The following is a 15,875-nucleotide window of genomic DNA, read 5'->3' on the forward strand; positions in this document are numbered from 1 at the left end:
AGCCGAATTCGCGGCCGCGGATTCAAGCTGAAGCTGCGTCACTGGAGAAGTCGGTGAGCACCGAGAGAGAGCTTTTTGAACAATGGTGGTTCCGCGACACGCCGGTGGAATATCGCGCCGACCTGGCCTATCGCGTTCGGGACCAGGGCGGCTACGTCAGGGGAACACGTGCGGCGGCCGCCTGGGATGGATGGCAGGGGGCACGTCAGGGCCAGAACTGGATTCCGGCGGATCAGCACTGCCCGACGCGTCAGGATGCGGACTCGGCGTCTAATGTGTTGGCGTGGGATTCACGTGGATTTGCGGTCGTCGCTCGATTCGACGACGTCGCGCTGCTGCAGTCGGCGTACACGCACTGGATTCCTCTGCCGCCCGCGCCGAAGGATTAGCTGCGGCGTCACGACGCGAGGTCGCCGGTTACGGCGCAGCTTGCAGGCGCCCCATGTCGGCGGCCCGGCCAATCGCATGAGCAGCCTCATCGGTTTCCCGGCCACGGGCCATGCCCCCCGAGCCGATCCGCCGCGCCGCCCTCAGTCGAAATACGGTTCCAGCACCCGCTCGATCCAGTCCATGAACGCCCGAACGCGCGGCGACAGATTGCGCCGATGGGCCACGACGAGCCACGCGGCCAGCGGCTCCGGGCGCAGGTCGGGCAGCACCTCCACCAGCGCGCCGCTTTCGATGTGAGCCGCGACCCCTGAATATCCGGCCTGGATCAAGCCGATGCCGGCCAGCCCGGCAGCGTGATAGGTCTGCACGCTGTTGACCTGCATCGCGCTCGGCAACGGCAGCGATGCATAGCCGGTGCCGTCCGGGTACTCCCATCCCGGATGACGCGCGCCGAGTGTCAGCGTGTAGTGGACCATCCGGTGTCCCTGGCCGAGCAGATCGTCGAGCGTATGCGGTACGCCGTATCGCGCCAGGTAGCCGGGGCTCGCCGCATTGATCATGCGCAGCCGGCCCAGCGGTCGCGCGATCAGCGTCTCGTCCACGATCGGGCCCAGACGGATCACGCAATCGAAGCCTTCCTGGACGAGATCGACACGCCGATCGGTGCTCGACAGCTCCAGTTCCAGCTCCGGATGCGCGGCCATCAATTGCGGGAGTGCGGGAACCACGACACTGCGGGCCAGTTCGGTCGGCATGTCGACGCGCAATCTTCCCCGCAGTCGCGAGCCGTTGCCGGAGAACATCGATTGCAATTCCTGGACTTCAGCCAGCAGGTCCCGTGCGCGCGAATAGAACGCGCGTCCGTCCTCGGTCAGCTGCACGCTCCGCGTCGTCCGATGCAACAGTGCAACGCCCACGTCGCGCTCGAGTCGACGGATCACCATCGAGACACGTCCCTTCTGGATGCCCAGGCTTTCGGCTGCCCGCGTGAAGCTCGTCATTTCGGCGACACGGGCAAAGATCAACAGCGCATCGAGGTTTTGCATTGTTCACTCGGCGAGTAACAGAACGTTCAATCGGCCGTCATTTATAACTCAATTGCGACTCAGTAGAGTGCTTTCCGATGTCGTCTCCCGACGACCACCTGAACGAAAGGGCGCAACCATGACACAACACATCGCACCGGTTAAGACGGCCGTCGTCTACCACTCCGGCTATGGGCATACCCAGCGTATGGCAACGGCTGTCGCCGAGGGCGCGGGCGCCGTCCTCGTCGCAATCGACGCCGACGGAAACATCGGACCGGACGCGTGGGACACGCTCGCGGGCGCCGACGCCATCCTGTTCGGCTCGCCGACCTACATGGGCGGCCCCAGCTGGCAGTTCAAGAAGTTCGCCGACGCATCGTCGAAGGCCTGGTTCGACGGCCGGTGGCGCAACAAGATCTTCGGCGGCTTCACCAATAGCGCGAGCGTCAACGGCGACAAGCTCAATACGCTCGAATACTTCGTGCTGCTCGCCGGGCAGCACGGCGGTGTCTGGGTGAGCATGGACATCAAGCCGGCGAACCTGAAGGCGTCGATGCGCGACGACCTGAATCGCATGGGCTCCTATCTCGCGCCGATGGCGCAGACGCCGGCCGACGCGTCGCCCGACCAGATGTCTCCGGGGGATCTCGAGACGGCACGCCGCTATGGCGCACGCGTCGCAACGATCGCCGGACAGTTTCGGGCAGGGCACGCGCGAATCAGCTGACATCCCGGCGTGCGGGGCGCCTGACCGGACGCCACCGCACGCTTTCCAGCCGACCATGAGGAAACGGCCATGAAATACAAGCAACTGGGCCGCACGGGCCTGTATGTCTCCGAGCTGTGTCTCGGCACGATGACGCTGGGCGGCAATGCCGACGCCGGCATGTGGGCGTCGATCGGCGCGGTCGGCCAGGACGACGCGACCCGGCTGATTTCCCGCGCCCTGGCCGAGGGCATCAACTTCATCGATACCGCCGACATCTACTCGTTCGGTCAGTCGGAACGCCTCGTCGGACAGGCGCTCCGGGACCTCGGCGTGCCGCGCGGCGAGATCGTGCTGGCGACGAAGACGGCGGGCGTGATGGGCCCGAAGCCCAACGATCAGGGGGCGTCGCGCGGCCACATCATGGATTCCGTGCAGCGAAGCCTGGAACGGCTCCAGGTCGACCACATCGACCTCTACCAGATACACGCGAACGACCCCGTCACGCCGATCGAAGAGACGCTGCGGGCGCTCGACGATCTGACGCGGCAGGGGCTGGTTCGCCATGTCGGCGTCTCGAACTGGCGCGCCGGAAAGATCGGCAAGGCGCTCGGGCTCAGCCAGGCGCTCCATGCGACGCGCTTCGAGACGCTGCAGGCCTACTATTCGATCGCCGGACGCGACGTGGAGCACGAACTGGTGCCGCTCGCGATCGACGAGCAGATGAGCCTGCTCGTCTGGTCGCCGCTCGCCGGGGGACTGCTTTCGGGGAAGTTCGGCCCCGGGGCGCCGGCCGAAGCAGGGTCGCGGCGCAGCCATTTCGATTTTCCGCCGGTCGATCTCGAGCGGGCGTGGCCGTGCGTTGCCGCGATGCGCGCCATTGCCGACGCGCGAGGTGTGTCGGTCGCGCGGATCGCGCTCGCGTGGTTGCTCGCCAAGCCGCATGTCACGAGCGTCATCATCGGCGCCAAACGGGTCGAACAGCTCGAAGACAATCTCGGCGCGGCCGATGTTGCGCTGACCGTGGACGAACTCGCGCATCTTGATGCCGTCAGTGCGGTGCCTGCCGGCTATCCCGGCTGGATGATCGATCGCCAGGCGGCGGGCAGGCGGCCGCAGCCGTTCACGCGCGGCGCGTCGAAACAGGACCGGTGACGCCGCATCGCGCGGCGCGGCGTTCGGCCCGCGCGATGCGATCGCGGCGGCGGTAACGGCTAGAATTGCGGTTTTAGCCCGGAACACGTCCATGTCTTTTGCCTCGCTTGGCCTGATCGATCCCTTGCTGCGTAATCTGCAGGACCTCAATTACCAGACACCGACGCCGGTGCAGGCCAAGGCGATTCCCGCGGTGCTCGGCGGCAAGGACGTCATGGCCGCGGCGCAGACCGGCACCGGCAAGACGGCGGGTTTCGCGCTGCCGCTGCTGCAGCGGCTGGTGCAACACGGGCCGGCGGTGTCCAGCAACCGTGCGCGTGTCCTGGTGCTGGTGCCCACGCGTGAGCTGGCCGAACAGGTGCTGCAGAGCTTCGTCGCGTATGGCAAGGGCCTCGACCTGCGGTTCCTGGCCGCCTACGGCGGTGTGAGCATCAACCCGCAGATGATGAAGCTGCGCAAGGGCGTGGATGTGCTCGTTGCCACGCCGGGCCGTCTGCTGGACCTCAACCGGCAGAACGCGGTGCAGTTCGACCAGGTGCAGGCGCTGGTGCTGGACGAAGCCGACCGGATGCTCGACCTGGGTTTTGCGCGCGAACTCAACGCCGTCTTTGCTGCGTTGCCCGCCCGGCGCCAGACGCTGCTGTTCTCCGCCACGTTTACCGACGATATTCGCGCGATGGCGGCGACCATTCTGCACAGCCCGGTCGATATCAGCGTCAGCCCGCCCAACGTCACGGCCAGCAAGATCAAGCAGTGGGTGGTGCCGGTGGACAAGCGCAACAAGCCCGACCTCTTCATGCACCTGGTGGCCGAGAACAACTGGGACCACGCGCTGGTGTTCGTCAAGACCCGCAACGGCGTGGACTACCTGGCGGCGATGCTCGATGAAGCGGGCTATGCGGTCGACACCATCCACGGCGACAAGCCGCAGCCCGCGCGCCTGCGTGCGCTGGAGCGCTTCAAGACGCGCGAAGTGCAGATGCTTGTCGCGACCGATGTGGCGGCGCGCGGGCTGGATATCGACGACCTGCCGCTGGTGATCAACGTGGATCTGCCGATCGTGGCGCAAGACTATGTGCACCGTATTGGCCGTACCGGCCGCGCGGGCGCCAGCGGCGTGGCGGTGTCGCTGGTGTGCGCCGATGAAGCGCCGCAGCTGGCCGCGATCGAAGCGCTGATCCGGCAGACGCTGCGCCGTGAAGAGGAGCCGGGTTTCGAAGCCGAACACCGCGTGCCGGAAACCAGCGCGACGGGGCAGATCATCAAGAAGCCCAAAAAGCCGAAGAAGCCCAAGGTGCCGCAAGGTGGGGCGGGTGCCATGCCGGCGGCCGGCAGGAAGCCGAAGCCGCAAGGTGGGGACGGCAAGCGCAAGGCCGAGGGGCAGCGTGCCGGCGCCGCGGGTAAGGCGGCAAGCGTGTTGAGCGGCAGTCCGTTCAGCGTGCAAAAGCCTCGCGGCAAACCCGCCGGCAAGGCGGCTGCGGGTTCACGCAAGCCGGCCGGGAAACCCGCCGGTGGGCGCGGCAAACGTCAACCCTGATCGACGGGGATGAGGCGTGCCGGCAGCCGCCGCTCCGCCGGATCTTCCCGGTCTTCGTCACGCGTTCTGCAATCGTCGACGTTCAAGGCGGTTGCGCAACAGGCCCGCGATCAACGCGCCGATGATCAGGCACACGTAGAGGGTGACGAGATAGTGACGCCACGCGTCAAGGGCGAGCTGGTGTGAAACCAGTTTCGGATCGGGGGGCAAATACAGCGAGCCCTTCGCCTCGACGACGCGCATCATATGAACAAAGCCGCCTGCGGAGAGCAACGGCAGCAGGGCGACGAATGCCAGCAGCGCGGGTTTGACGCGGCACGCCCACGGCTGATGGCGCAACCGGAACCACAGTCCGAGACATCCGTGTATCCAGCCGGGCGCGAGCAGGGCTAGTTGCAGGCCCTGCGTGCCGCTGGTGAGCAGCACGGTGACGACACGCTCGTAGTCCGGCTCGAAGCCGTAGAGCGAGGACGCGAGCCGGGTTGTCACCGCGTGGCGGATCAGCAGCAGCGGCAGGCTGAGGCCTGCCCAGAGGCGGAGCCATTCGGCGGGCGGCAGGGTCCAGTGGCGGCGCCCGTATATCGTGTGCAACGCCAGCGCAAAATGAAGCGACGCCGCACCGTACAGCACGAACGTCCCCGGTGCGCTGCGCCAGAGCCGCAACGCCAGCACGAGACCGCGTCCGGCGAGTTCGAGTGACCAGATTCCGAGTGCGTGATTGATCAGGTGCAGAAAGAGATAGGTCAGCAGCACCACGCCCGATCCGAGCTGGAAACCGCGCAGCACGGATTGCATCCGGACTTTCGATTCACGGTGCGGTGCGCGCACCGCGGGCGATTCCTGTTTGGTATCCGTTGCATGGGCCGTGTCGATGATGTCCATAGGGGTCACCCGGTTCGTGTTTCCTGCAATACCGTGAGCACACGACGGTTATTCCCGGATTCGACGGGGACTGCCGGGAGCAGGCAATCCGAGGGGCGACCGCGCTCGACGCGCGCCAGCATGTTGCAGCGGCGTTTGGCGAACGTTCAAACGGACGCATGAGCGGCGCTTTGCGAATGAGGCTCGACTTCTTCGGCCGCCATCGACGCCAAACGTCGTCCCGGCGGGATTTCTCGGCCTTGATCGAAAGTTATTTGCAAGGCATGGTTTTGATTTCGGGTAATCAGGGTATTTTTGATTTTTGACGTCCGCGATTTTTACCTCCTGCCAGTCGTCAAAAATATTCTTTCGGCCGATCGCGCGATCTGCTTCGATTTGTTGCGGAACCATACCCTAAAAAATTCGGGGCCATCCGATTTTGGTCATGTCGACCCGGTCGGTGTCTCCGCCGTCACTGCCGGTTTGACGCTCAGCCCCGCCAGACGGCGTAATGCGAAGGAAGAGACGGGAGATATCTCGGAAAATTGCGCAGATTTTCAGGCACTGACCGGTGCATCAACGCCGGATGCCGTTGGCGTTTCGTCTGAGAAAATCAATGCTCGACAATATCCCGAATGACCGAGAATTTACCTATTCAACATATGAAAGTTTCGCAATATGCACTGCGAACTGCGACCCCTTTACTATTTACCGCTCAAATGTAAAAAGACGTGACCCGTCAATCAGTGCCTGAATCCAGGTCAGAACAATTCCGCATACTCCGTATCAGCAGAAATTGCGCCCGGTCCGACCCTTCTCTCGGCGCATTCAGCGCTCGTTACGTCCTTTGCATTTCGTAACAACTCGGGTTGATTCGTCAGGGCTCGCTGTTTTAAATTTTGCCCGTCGCCCAGCAGCATCCGGCAGTCGGGCGACCTTTCAATCTGCAAGTCACGCATGCCGGATACCCGGATGGCCAGCCATCCGACACTACAAGTCTGCACGCCGTGCGGGCTTGATCAAGTGGTCGAACTCGCGATGGGTGTCGGTTCGACTGCATTCAGCCCGTTGCGACCCGACGCACCGGAATGGGCTCACCACGTTGTTCATGTCATGCCGAACTGGAGCCAGCTTGATAGCGGAATCCATGATCGAATTTTGATGTTTGCGTCGCAATCCTAAATGTGTATCGACGGAATTCGCCCAGATTCACGACGGTACAACTTAACTTTGCGCACCGCGCCGATAAAGGACAGAAAATGGAATTCGTACGAATGGGAATCGTCTATGTTCATCTCATTGCCTGCTGTGTCGCGATTGGTCTCGTGCTGACCAGCGACATTGCGATGGTCAGGCAACTGCTGGATACCGACGCGCCTACCGATCCTGCCCAGGTTCATCTGGCCAGCCTGCAGCGCACCGTCACGTGGGCGCTGACGATTCTCTGGATCACCGGCATCGCGATCATTGCGTTCGACATGCGGACCCAGGGTCTCCGGTATCTCGGCAATCCCAAGCTGCAGGCCAAGATCGGCATCGTCGCGTTGCTGACCTTCAACGGTATCGCGCTGCACTCCGCGGTCCTGCCGGCATTGCGGAAAGCGGGATCCTTGCTGAAGCTTTCCTTCGAACGGCGCATGGTTGCCATTTTCGCGGGCGTGATTTCCGCCGTCTCGTGGTTCTATGCGGCAATGCTTGGCGTCGGGCGCCCGTTGAGCTGGAAGTATTCCCTGGTCCAGATCCTGGCCGCTTACCCGGCACTGATCGCCGGTGGCATCGCGACCATGTTGTTCATCACGGCAGTGGCGAAATCCAGGACGTCCGTGGAACGACGCAATACCGAAAAGGTGGCGGCCTACTGATCGCCGCCCTCCGGGAGGATGCGCGCTGCTCGCGGCAGTGCGCATCCTCTCGTCACACATGTCTGCGTGCTGGCCAGCGTCCAATTCCAAACGTTCGGCTGCATGCGGGCACGCGCCAGGCGCGCGTTGTCCCCATCCCCCTCCTCGAGCAGAGCCGGATCGTACGTGATCCGAAGCGTTCTTCGCCGGAAGAACGAACCGGCGACGCGATCAATGAAAGAAGAGCGCCCGCATGCCGAACGTGTGATGCGCTTCGGCCGCCATCAGCACCATGAGCACCAGCAGGCACAGCGGCGGTATCAGGATCGCGTACACCAGCGCCAGACGCTCCCACATCATGTGCATGAAGATCGACACGATCAGTCCGGCCTTGGCGATCATGAGCACGACGATCAGCACCCAGCGCACCACGCCTTGCACCTTGAAGTAGTCGACCAGGTACGACAACGTGCTCAGGACGAACAGCAGGCCCCAGATTTTCAGGTAGATGCCGATCGGGTGCTGCTGGCCGTGCGCGGCGTCGGGTCGATCGGCGGGATCGGTGTGGTCCATGGCCTGCCTCACCACAAATAGAACAGCGCGAAGATGAACACCCACACCAGGTCGACGAAGTGCCAGTACAGGCCGGCGATCTCGACGATCTGGAAGTTGCCGTGCTCGGTGAACCCCGGCTGCAGGATCTTGCGTGCGATCAGCAGCAGGTAGATCACGCCGCAGGTCACGTGAAAACCGTGGAACCCGGTGATCATGAAGAAGCATGCGCCGAACTGCGTGGCGCCCAGCGGGTTGCCCCACGGGCGGATGCCTTCATGGACGATCAGCTTGGTCCATTCGAAGGCCTGCATCGACACGAAGGTCACGCCGAGCAGCGCGGTCGCCAGCAACAACGCGGCGGCGCGCCGGGCATTGCGCCGATAGCCGAAATTCACGGCCATCGCCATGGTGCCGCTGCTGGTGATCAGCGTGAACGTCATGATCGCGATCAGCAGCAAGGGCACCTCGACGCCGGCCACGGTGAGCCCGAACACCTTGGACGGGTCGGGCCACGGCGCCGTGGTCGACATGCGCACCGACATGTAGCCGATCAGGAAGCTGCTGAACACGAAGGTGTCCGACAGCAGGAAGATCCACATCATCGCCTTGCCCCACGGCACCTTGAAGGCTTCGCGGTCGGCCGACCAGTCCGTGACGATGCCGCGCCAGCCGTCGGGCCCGGCGTCGGCGGGCGGGGTGGTGGCGGATTCGGGCGGGAGCGGGGGCGAGGTCATGGCGCGGCTCCATACAGCGGTCCGCAGATGGCGGCGACAACCGCGGGGGTGAGCCACCACATTGCCGCCAGCAGCACGAGCCAGACCGCCAGCAGGAAATGCCAGTAGAGCGCGCACAGCGAAATGGCGCGCTGAGCGCGGAACGGATCCGCACGCCGGCGCTGCGCGATCGTCACGGCCCAGGCCGCCAGCCCGCCCAGCACGTGCAGTCCGTGCAGGCCGGTGAGCAGGTAGAGGAAGCTGTTGGAAGGATTGGCGACGACGGTTTGCCCGGCCGCCGACAGCATGCGCCAGGCGATCAGTTGCCCGATCACGAACACGGCGGCCAGCACGCCGCCGGCCACCAGCCACGCCACGCGATGCCCGGTCAGCTGCCGGGCACGCTGCATGGCGACGCTGGCCAGCGCGAGCGCGCCGGTGTTCCACCACAGCAACGCCGGATGCGGGATCGGCTGCCAGTCGGGCTCGCGCATGCGCATGCCGTAGGCGAGCAGCAGCAATGAAAACAAGGTCGTTGCCACGGCCATGAACACGATCAGGCCGACGCGGCTCGCATTCGGCAGGACGGGCGGCGGCGTGTCGGGAACGAAGGGGCGCGGCAACGTGGTCATTTGCGTGCCTCGCCGGGTTGAACCGTCGGGCGGGCCGGTTCCGGCTCCGGCGCGGTTGCAGGCGGCTGGTTTTGCGGGACGAAGTCTTCCGCTTGTCCCGGCGGGCTGTATTCGTACGCCCAACGGTAGACGACCGGCAGCGCGGCGCCCCAGTTGCCGTGCACCGGCGGCGTTTGCGGCGTCTGCCATTCCAGCGTGGTGGCCCGCCACGGATTGCCGTCGGCACGCTTGCCGCGTACGAGGCTCCACGCCAGGTTGTACAGGAACAGCAACTGTCCGACCCCCACGATCAGCGCGGCGACGGTGATGAACGTGTTGAGCGTCTGCGCCGAATGCGGAATGAAGCTGTAGCCCTCGTACGCGTAATACCGCCGCGGCATACCGAGGATGCCGAGATAGTGCATCGGGAAGTAGATCGCGTACGTGCCGAGGAAGGTGATCCAGAAGTGCGCGCGCCCGAGCCTGTCGTCGAGCATGCGGCCCGTCACCTTCGGATACCAGTGGTAGAGGCCGCCGAACACCACCAGGATCGGCGACACGGCCATCACCATATGGAAGTGCGCGACCACGAAGTACGTGTTCGACAGCGGAATGTCCACGCTCACGTTGCCGAGGTAGAGCCCGGTCAGCCCGCCCAGCACGAAGGTGCTGATGAAGCCGATGGCAAACAGCATCGGCACGGTCAGGTGGATATCGCCGCGCCACAGCGTCAGCACCCAGTTGTAGACCTTGAGGGCGGTCGGGATGGCGATGATGAGCGTGGTGGTGGCAAAGAAGAAACCGAAGTACGGATCCATGCCGGCGACGAACATGTGGTGCGCCCACACCACGAAGCTCAGTGCGCCGATGACGACGATGGCCCACACCATCATCCGGTAGCCGAAGATGCTCTTGCGCGCGTGGGTGCTGATGAGGTCCGACGCGATGCCGAAGGCCGGCAGTGCGACGATGTAGACCTCCGGATGCCCGAAGAACCAGAACAGGTGCTGGAACAGCAGCGGGCTGCCGCCGGCATGCTTGAGCGACTGCCCCATCGACACCACGGCCGGTATGAAGAAACTGGTGCCGAGCGTCCGGTCGAGCAGCATCATCACGGCCGACACGAACAGCGCCGGAAACGCCAGCAGCGCCATGATGGTCGCGATGAAGATGCCCCACACCGTGAGCGGCATGCGCATCAGCGTCATGCCGCGCGTGCGCGCCTGCAGCGTCGTGGTGACGTAGTTCAGGCCGCCCATGGTTGCGGCGACGATGAAGATCGCCAGCGACACGAGCATCAGCACGATGCCCCATTCGACGCCCGGCGTGCCGGGCAGGATGGCCTGGGGCGGATACAGCGTCCAGCCCGCGCCGGTCGGCCCGCCCGGCACGAAGAAGCTCGCCACCAGCACCAGCACGGCCAGCAGGTAGACCCAGAAGCTCAGCATGTTGAGAAACGGGAATACCATGTCGCGCGCGCCCAGCATCAGCGGGATCAGGTAGTTGCCGAAGCCGCCGAGGAACAGCGCGGTCAGCAGGTAGATCACCATGATCATCCCGTGCATGGTGACGAACTGGTAGTAGTGGTTGGCGTCGATGAAGCTGAACTTGCCGGGAAAGCCGAGCTGCAACCGCATCAGGTCCGACAGGACGAGGCCGACCAGGCCGATGGCGATGGCCGTCAGCGCATACTGCACGGCGATGACCTTGTGGTCCTGGCTCCAGACGTAGCGGGTCCAGAAGCTTTTCGGGGCGTGGTCGAGGTGCGCGTAGGGCATTGCGTCTGCTCCGCTAGGGCTGGCGGTTGGCCGTGCTGCCGGCAGCCGGGCCGCCTTGCGATTCGATGTAGGTCACCAGCGCGGTCAGCTCCTGATCGCTCAGGTCGAAATGCGGCATGATGGGTGAATAGCCCTTCACGACGCGGGCCGCCGGATCGCGGATGAAAGCGCGCAGATAGGCGTCGTCCACCTTCGCGGTGCTGCCGTCGGCCATCGTTTCGGTCTTGCCGTACAGGCCCTTCCAGGTGGGGCCCACGCGCGGGCTGCCGTCCACGGTATGGCAGGCGAGACAGCCTTTGGCCGCGGCGAGCGCCTTGCCCTGGTCGGCAAGCGCCTGGGCACTGCCGCCTGGCGTTGCCGCCGCGGCCTGAACCTTGGCCTGCTGCCGCTGCGCGAAGGTGGTCTGCTGCGCGAGCCAGCGCGAGAACGCTGCATCGTCTTCCACCACCACCACGCCGCGCATGCCCGCGTGCCCGATACCGCAAAGCTGCGCGCACAGGATGTCGTAACGGCCTGCCTTGGTCGGCGTGAACCAGAAGGTCGTCACCATGCCGGGCACCATGTTCATGCGCGCACGAAACGGCGGGACATAGAAGTCGTGCAGCACGTCTAGCGACCGTGTCAGGACCTGGATCGGCCGGTTCAGCGGCAGATGGACCTCGGGCGTCTCGATCAGGTAGTTGTCGCGGCCGTTGGGGTCGGCGGGGTTCAGGCCGAAGGGATTGTCGCTGCCGATATAGCGCACGTCCGTCGTGCCCAGCTTGCCGCCGGGGCCGGCGAAGCGGAAGCGCCATTGCCATTGCCGGCCGAGCACCTCCATCTGCAGCACGTTGCGCGGCGGCCGGATGTAGTCCGCATAGACGAACAGACCGGGTGCCAGCAACGCCGCCACGCCGACGGCGGTCAGGCCGATCAGCCACCATTCCAGCCGCCTGTTGTGCGGCTCGTAGGCCGCGCGATGCCCGCCGCGGTGGCGGTAGCGCATCAGCGCGATCGCGATGAACAGGTTGATGGCGATGAAGAACGCGCCGGTGATGACGAGCGTGATCGTCAGCATGTCGTCCATGCGCACCCAGTTGGACGCGATCGGCGTGATCCACCAGGGACTGGCAAAGTGAAACCCCACCGCCAACGCGATGATCACGATCAGGGCAATCGCAAGCACCATGGGCCGCCTCGCCGCGCGTCACTCGCCGGAGCCGCCAACCGGCGCTCCGGGCATCGTCGTGCCGCCTTGCCGAATTTCGTACGATTGTTTGCCGGCAATCCACCAGGACCGATTCGCCAGGCGGCGTCGGCGGCTCTAAAGAAAAAGGTAGTCTGCTGCCTTGCATCGCGCAAGGCAGCGCAAGAGGAAGGAGGGAAGCACCCCATACCCGCGTCGCACCACGGACGGCGTCACCTGCCGCGACAACATGCAAAACGGCCGCCTCCGGCGTGAGTTGTCGAGGCAGCCGTCCCGCGCGGCGCGAAGCAACGGCATGTCAGTGCATCGCGTTCTGCTTGCGCCGTTCGAGCATGCCGTAGACGACGGCGGTGACCACGCCGAACAGCAGGTTGGCCAGCAACGGTCCGGATCCCCGCTCCGAGATGAACCACGGGAACACGGCGGTCATCACGTAGAAGTTCCATACGTACGCGACGATCCCGAAAGCCAGCCCGATGACGGCCTCCATGCCGACGCTCGAATCGAAGCGGAACGGCGCCATGATCGCGGCGAGGATCATCCCCATGATGGCGCCGAGCACGTAGTGCAACAGCAGTGCCATTCCCACGATGCTGAAGCTGAACACCGACATCTGTTCGAGCGCGCCACGGCCCATCACCATCGCCGCGATCTTGTGGGTCGGCTGCCACGGACTTTCATCGAGCACCATGGTTGACCAGAAGAATTCGAGCACGATCACCAGGGCGCCCCCGGCAAGCCCGGCCACGGCCGCGGCGAGCCAGTCCGGCATGCGCCGTTGCCAATGGTGCGATTGAATGTGCAGTTCCATACGACCTCCTTGCTGACGGTTCGCGCGTCGAAAATACGTCGGCTATTCGATTCAGAATGGCAGATATGGGGGGCAACGCAAGGTGCAAAAACCCTGCGCGTCGCATGGCAGTACGGTGTTCTGTTCAGGATCGGCGTGCGGCGGGCGTCGGCGGCGCGACACGGGAACGGAGGCCGTGACGTTGCGCGGTCACGGGCATCTCACCGGATGCAACGCCAAAAGGGCAGGGGCCGTCACGGAATCGTCCTCGTGCCGGCGTGTCGGGGTAAATTAAGTACACCGACAAATCTTATGAATGGAAGAATGCCGATTTCACCCTTGCTGCTGCCGACCCGCTCGATGCGGGTGCGGCCCCACGCGCCGTGCATGCCGGTTTCCTCGTGTCAGGGAAAAACCGGTGACGTAGGCTCGCCACCCTCCAGATCCGCCTTCGGAAAATGCTGGGCGATCATCTGCTCGATTTCCTGCTCTCGCAATGCCGGCACGTCGGCCATGATCAGAATCTGGCCTTCCTTGATCGCCTCCCGAAATCGCTCGAGTCGCGCGTTCGGCTCGGCGATGCCGATCATCCCGGCCGTCCACGCCCCGAAGCCCGCACCCGCCACCGTCAATGCGACGACGGCGCCGCCCGCGATCACGAGCTCGGCAGGCGGGTAGACGAGCGCGACGAGGCCGATGAGCGCGCCCGTTGCGCCGCCGAGCGCGACGCCGCGCTCGAGCGCGTGCACGACATCGCTGCTTTGCAGCAAGGACGCTTCGGGTAACTCTTCGAGCGTGACACTGTGATCGGCGAGGACATGGATATGGCGCCAGATGATGCGAGCGCGCAGCAAGTCATCCACGATCGCCTTCGCCATCTGCGTGTCGGGTACGAGGAAATAGAGGCGCCTCATGTCGGCCCCCTTTTTTCAGTCAGGAATAGCTTCTATTTTATGTCAGCATCGGCGGCGCGCTACGTGCGCGTATGTGCGGGTATGTGCGCGTATATGCGTCACAGGCACATGGACGGGGCGGACCTTCACGCGCCACGTCGAGCTTGAACCTTCCTGTCTGACGCGCGATTGGCGCGGCAGTGCAGTCGTTCAACTTGCGGGTGCGCTTGAAGAAGGGGGCGAACGCGGACATCAGAGGAAATCCGCGCGGAACCCTTGTTTGTCCGGGCCGTCGCTCGCCGCTCGCCGCCGGCGCCCGGCAGCGAGCGCCGAATATTCGCCGCCGCAGGCCCGCCGGCAATCAGGCTTGCCTGACGCCGGAGTGGACCGCGGCGTCTTCCGCGTCGTGCGTCCCCGGCGCGGCTTCCTCCAGCGCCTGCCGTCCGGTTTCGACGCGCAGCAGCCCGATCGCGACACACAGCACGCCGAGCGTCGCGCTGACCATCGCGATCACGCCCGACACGCCGAACGCCTGGTAAAGCGCCAGGGCCAGCGCAGGCGTGCCGATCGACGACATCCGTCCGCACATCCCCGCGACACCGGTGCCGCGCAGCCGCACTTCGGTCGGGAACAGTTCGGGAATGTAGCCGAACAGCCCGAGCGTCGTGATCGTGTAGATCGCGCTGACGAGACAGAAGCCGACCACGATGATCGCGGTGGTATCGCGCAGCGACACATACAGCCAGCCGAGCGCGATGCTGAGAATCGACGCGATCACGATGCCCTTGGCCCGCCCGATCCGATCCGCGATCAGATAGCCGATCAACCCGCCGACCGGCGAGCCGATCGACATCAGGAACACGAACCCGAGCGACTTGACGACGGACAACCCTTCCGTGACGAAGAACGTCGGCAGCCACGCAATGAAGCCGTAGAGCCCGACGTTCACACCGATCGCGGTCAACGCCGCGACGATCGTCCGGCCCCGCATCCCCTTCGAGAACAGCACGCCGAGCGGCACCTTGCCGACATGCAGGTCGACGGTGCGCCGCACGGGCGGCAGCGTGCCGACCTGCCGGCCGACCTCCTGCTCGATCGCGGCAAGCGTCGCCTCGGCCTCGTCGAGCCGCCCGACCGATTCGAGCCAGCGCGGCGACTCCGGCATCCGTTTGCGCATGAACCAGACGACCAGCGCGCCGACGCCCGCCAGCGCGAACATGTACCGCCAGCCGAGATAAGGAATGATCCAGTACCCCGCGGCGAGCGCCGCGAAGAGCCCGCTGTTGGTGATGATCGCGAGCAGCGACACCCACTTGCCGCGCGTCTCGGGCGGCACGAACTCGGCGAGCGTCCCGGCCGCGACGACCAGTTCCGCGCCCAGCCCGATCCCCATGATGAAACGCAGCACGATCAGCCACGCGATATCGGGCGCGAAACACGCGGCGATCGAAGCCAGCCCGAACACGGCCAGATTGAGCTGATACGAATAGCGCCGCCCGAGCCGATCGCCGACGTAACCCGCGACGAACGCCCCGATCATCATCCCGACGAACGTCGACGACACGAACATCGCGCCATGCCGCAGGTCGGTGAATCCCTCCTTGACCATCGCCGCGACCGAGCCGTTGGCGAGATAGATGTCGAACGCGTCGAGGAACGCGCCACCGGCGATCAGGCCGAGTATCTTCCAGTGAAATCTTGAAATCGGCAGCCGGTCGAGCCGGCCGGCGGCATTGACGGTGTTCGCCATGATGTCTCCAGTCATGTGGCGCTCTCGCGTCCGTGACCGGACGCGGAGACGCTTCGAAACGTAGGTGGGGGGCGCGCTTCG

The 15,875-nt window shown here is 64.8% G+C and carries 17 protein-coding genes; 7 read left to right on the forward strand and 10 right to left on the reverse strand.

Features of this window, described 5'->3' with window-relative positions:
- Positions 1–53: 53 nt before the first annotated feature.
- Complete coding sequence (locus U4012_RS23435; protein WP_124487367.1) at positions 54–389, forward strand: hypothetical protein; 336 nt, start codon at positions 54–56, stop codon at positions 387–389.
- A 141-nt stretch (positions 390–530) separates the two neighbouring features.
- Here the strand turns inward: U4012_RS23435 and U4012_RS23440 are convergent, their stop codons facing one another.
- On the reverse strand, positions 531–1,436 hold the full coding sequence (locus U4012_RS23440; RefSeq protein WP_321801882.1) for a LysR family transcriptional regulator: 906 nt from the start codon (positions 1,434–1,436) through the stop codon (positions 531–533).
- A gap of 118 nt (positions 1,437–1,554) precedes the next feature.
- On the opposite strand from U4012_RS23440, the gene U4012_RS23445 reads away from it, so the two are divergent.
- The 3 genes from U4012_RS23445 (at position 1,555) to U4012_RS23455 (ending at position 4,816) form a co-directional block, all read left to right on the forward strand.
- Positions 1,555–2,145, forward strand: a complete 591-nt coding sequence (locus tag U4012_RS23445; protein WP_321801989.1) for a flavodoxin family protein — start codon at positions 1,555–1,557, stop codon at positions 2,143–2,145.
- A gap of 69 nt (positions 2,146–2,214) precedes the next feature.
- Positions 2,215–3,279 (forward strand): aldo/keto reductase, encoded by a 1,065-nt coding sequence (locus tag U4012_RS23450; RefSeq protein WP_321801884.1) that lies wholly within the window; start codon positions 2,215–2,217, stop codon positions 3,277–3,279.
- 91 nt (positions 3,280–3,370) lie between these two features.
- Positions 3,371–4,816 carry a DEAD/DEAH box helicase gene (locus tag U4012_RS23455; protein WP_321801885.1) on the forward strand — a complete coding sequence of 482 codons (1,446 nt, stop codon included), beginning with the start codon at positions 3,371–3,373 and terminating at the stop codon, positions 4,814–4,816.
- Between the two features lie 57 nt (positions 4,817–4,873).
- On the opposite strand, the gene U4012_RS23460 is transcribed toward U4012_RS23455, so the two are convergent.
- Entirely contained in the window at positions 4,874–5,611 is a 738-nt protein-coding gene (locus tag U4012_RS23460) for a hypothetical protein (RefSeq protein ID WP_044846989.1), read from the reverse strand.
- A 381-nt stretch (positions 5,612–5,992) separates the two neighbouring features.
- On the opposite strand from U4012_RS23460, the gene U4012_RS23465 reads away from it, so the two are divergent.
- The 3 genes from U4012_RS23465 to U4012_RS23475 all read left to right on the forward strand — a co-directional run bounded on the left by U4012_RS23465 (position 5,993) and on the right by U4012_RS23475 (position 7,539).
- Positions 5,993–6,316 carry a hypothetical protein gene (locus tag U4012_RS23465; protein ID WP_321801886.1) on the forward strand — a complete coding sequence of 108 codons (324 nt, stop codon included), beginning with the start codon at positions 5,993–5,995 and terminating at the stop codon, positions 6,314–6,316.
- A gap of 333 nt (positions 6,317–6,649) precedes the next feature.
- Positions 6,650–6,859, forward strand: coding sequence for a hypothetical protein (locus U4012_RS23470; RefSeq protein WP_124529581.1), 210 nt, complete (start codon positions 6,650–6,652; stop codon positions 6,857–6,859).
- 77 nt (positions 6,860–6,936) lie between these two features.
- A complete protein-coding gene (locus U4012_RS23475; RefSeq protein ID WP_321801889.1) occupies positions 6,937–7,539 on the forward strand; it encodes a hypothetical protein in 603 nt (200 codons plus the stop codon).
- Between the two features lie 210 nt (positions 7,540–7,749).
- Here the strand turns inward: U4012_RS23475 and U4012_RS23480 are convergent, their stop codons facing one another.
- From U4012_RS23480 to U4012_RS23515, 8 genes are all read right to left on the reverse strand, one after another.
- Complete coding sequence (locus U4012_RS23480; RefSeq protein WP_044846931.1) at positions 7,750–8,091, reverse strand: cytochrome C oxidase subunit IV family protein; 342 nt, start codon at positions 8,089–8,091, stop codon at positions 7,750–7,752.
- Between the two features lie 8 nt (positions 8,092–8,099).
- Complete coding sequence (locus tag U4012_RS23485; RefSeq protein ID WP_044846930.1) at positions 8,100–8,807, reverse strand: heme-copper oxidase subunit III family protein; 708 nt, start codon at positions 8,805–8,807, stop codon at positions 8,100–8,102.
- Positions 8,804–9,418 carry a cytochrome c oxidase subunit 3 gene (locus U4012_RS23490; RefSeq protein ID WP_321801893.1) on the reverse strand — a complete coding sequence of 205 codons (615 nt, stop codon included), beginning with the start codon at positions 9,416–9,418 and terminating at the stop codon, positions 8,804–8,806. The genes U4012_RS23485 and U4012_RS23490 overlap by 4 nt, the downstream gene beginning before the upstream one ends.
- Complete coding sequence (gene ctaD / locus U4012_RS23495) at positions 9,415–11,175, reverse strand: cytochrome c oxidase subunit I (protein ID WP_321801895.1); 1,761 nt, start codon at positions 11,173–11,175, stop codon at positions 9,415–9,417. Before ctaD ends, U4012_RS23490 begins: the two co-directional genes overlap by 4 nt.
- 13 nt (positions 11,176–11,188) lie before the next feature.
- Positions 11,189–12,343: a c-type cytochrome gene (locus U4012_RS23500; RefSeq protein WP_321801897.1), complete on the reverse strand. Its 1,155-nt coding sequence runs from the start codon at positions 12,341–12,343 to the stop codon at positions 11,189–11,191.
- 316 nt (positions 12,344–12,659) lie between these two features.
- Complete coding sequence (locus U4012_RS23505; RefSeq protein ID WP_044846926.1) at positions 12,660–13,172, reverse strand: hypothetical protein; 513 nt, start codon at positions 13,170–13,172, stop codon at positions 12,660–12,662.
- 383 nt (positions 13,173–13,555) lie between these two features.
- The gene (locus U4012_RS23510; RefSeq protein WP_044846925.1) at positions 13,556–14,065 is read right to left on the reverse strand and encodes a hypothetical protein; all 510 of its coding nucleotides are present in this window, start codon (positions 14,063–14,065) and stop codon (positions 13,556–13,558) included.
- Between the two features lie 340 nt (positions 14,066–14,405).
- On the reverse strand, positions 14,406–15,794 hold the full coding sequence (locus U4012_RS23515; RefSeq protein WP_321801990.1) for an MFS transporter: 1,389 nt from the start codon (positions 15,792–15,794) through the stop codon (positions 14,406–14,408).
- Positions 15,795–15,875 lie beyond the last annotated feature (81 nt).

Origin of the sequence: Burkholderia sp. BCC1988 (assembly GCF_905339895.1) — a bacterium.
Taxonomy (GTDB): domain Bacteria; phylum Pseudomonadota; class Gammaproteobacteria; order Burkholderiales; family Burkholderiaceae; genus Burkholderia.

Bases quoted from the DNA above. Each gene is read 5' to 3' on its own strand.
- U4012_RS23440 (WP_321801882.1), bottom strand. From the start codon at position 1,436: ATGCAAAACCTCGATGCGCTGTTGATCTTTGCCCGTGTCGCCGAAATG.
- U4012_RS23445 (WP_321801989.1), top strand. From the start codon at position 1,555: ATGACACAACACATCGCACCGGTTAAGACGGCCGTCGTCTACCACTCC.
- U4012_RS23450 (WP_321801884.1), top strand. From the start codon at position 2,215: ATGAAATACAAGCAACTGGGCCGCACGGGCCTGTATGTCTCCGAGCTG.
- U4012_RS23455 (WP_321801885.1), top strand. From the start codon at position 3,371: ATGTCTTTTGCCTCGCTTGGCCTGATCGATCCCTTGCTGCGTAATCTG.
- U4012_RS23460 (WP_044846989.1), bottom strand. From the start codon at position 5,611: ATGCAATCCGTGCTGCGCGGTTTCCAGCTCGGATCGGGCGTGGTGCTG.
- U4012_RS23470 (WP_124529581.1), top strand. From the start codon at position 6,650: ATGGCCAGCCATCCGACACTACAAGTCTGCACGCCGTGCGGGCTTGAT.
- U4012_RS23475 (WP_321801889.1), top strand. From the start codon at position 6,937: ATGGAATTCGTACGAATGGGAATCGTCTATGTTCATCTCATTGCCTGC.
- U4012_RS23480 (WP_044846931.1), bottom strand. From the start codon at position 8,091: ATGGACCACACCGATCCCGCCGATCGACCCGACGCCGCGCACGGCCAG.
- U4012_RS23485 (WP_044846930.1), bottom strand. From the start codon at position 8,807: ATGACCTCGCCCCCGCTCCCGCCCGAATCCGCCACCACCCCGCCCGCC.
- U4012_RS23490 (WP_321801893.1), bottom strand. From the start codon at position 9,418: ATGACCACGTTGCCGCGCCCCTTCGTTCCCGACACGCCGCCGCCCGTC.
- ctaD (WP_321801895.1), bottom strand. From the start codon at position 11,175: ATGCCCTACGCGCACCTCGACCACGCCCCGAAAAGCTTCTGGACCCGC.
- U4012_RS23500 (WP_321801897.1), bottom strand. From the start codon at position 12,343: ATGGTGCTTGCGATTGCCCTGATCGTGATCATCGCGTTGGCGGTGGGG.
- U4012_RS23505 (WP_044846926.1), bottom strand. From the start codon at position 13,172: ATGGAACTGCACATTCAATCGCACCATTGGCAACGGCGCATGCCGGAC.
- U4012_RS23510 (WP_044846925.1), bottom strand. From the start codon at position 14,065: ATGAGGCGCCTCTATTTCCTCGTACCCGACACGCAGATGGCGAAGGCG.
- U4012_RS23515 (WP_321801990.1), bottom strand. From the start codon at position 15,794: ATGGCGAACACCGTCAATGCCGCCGGCCGGCTCGACCGGCTGCCGATT.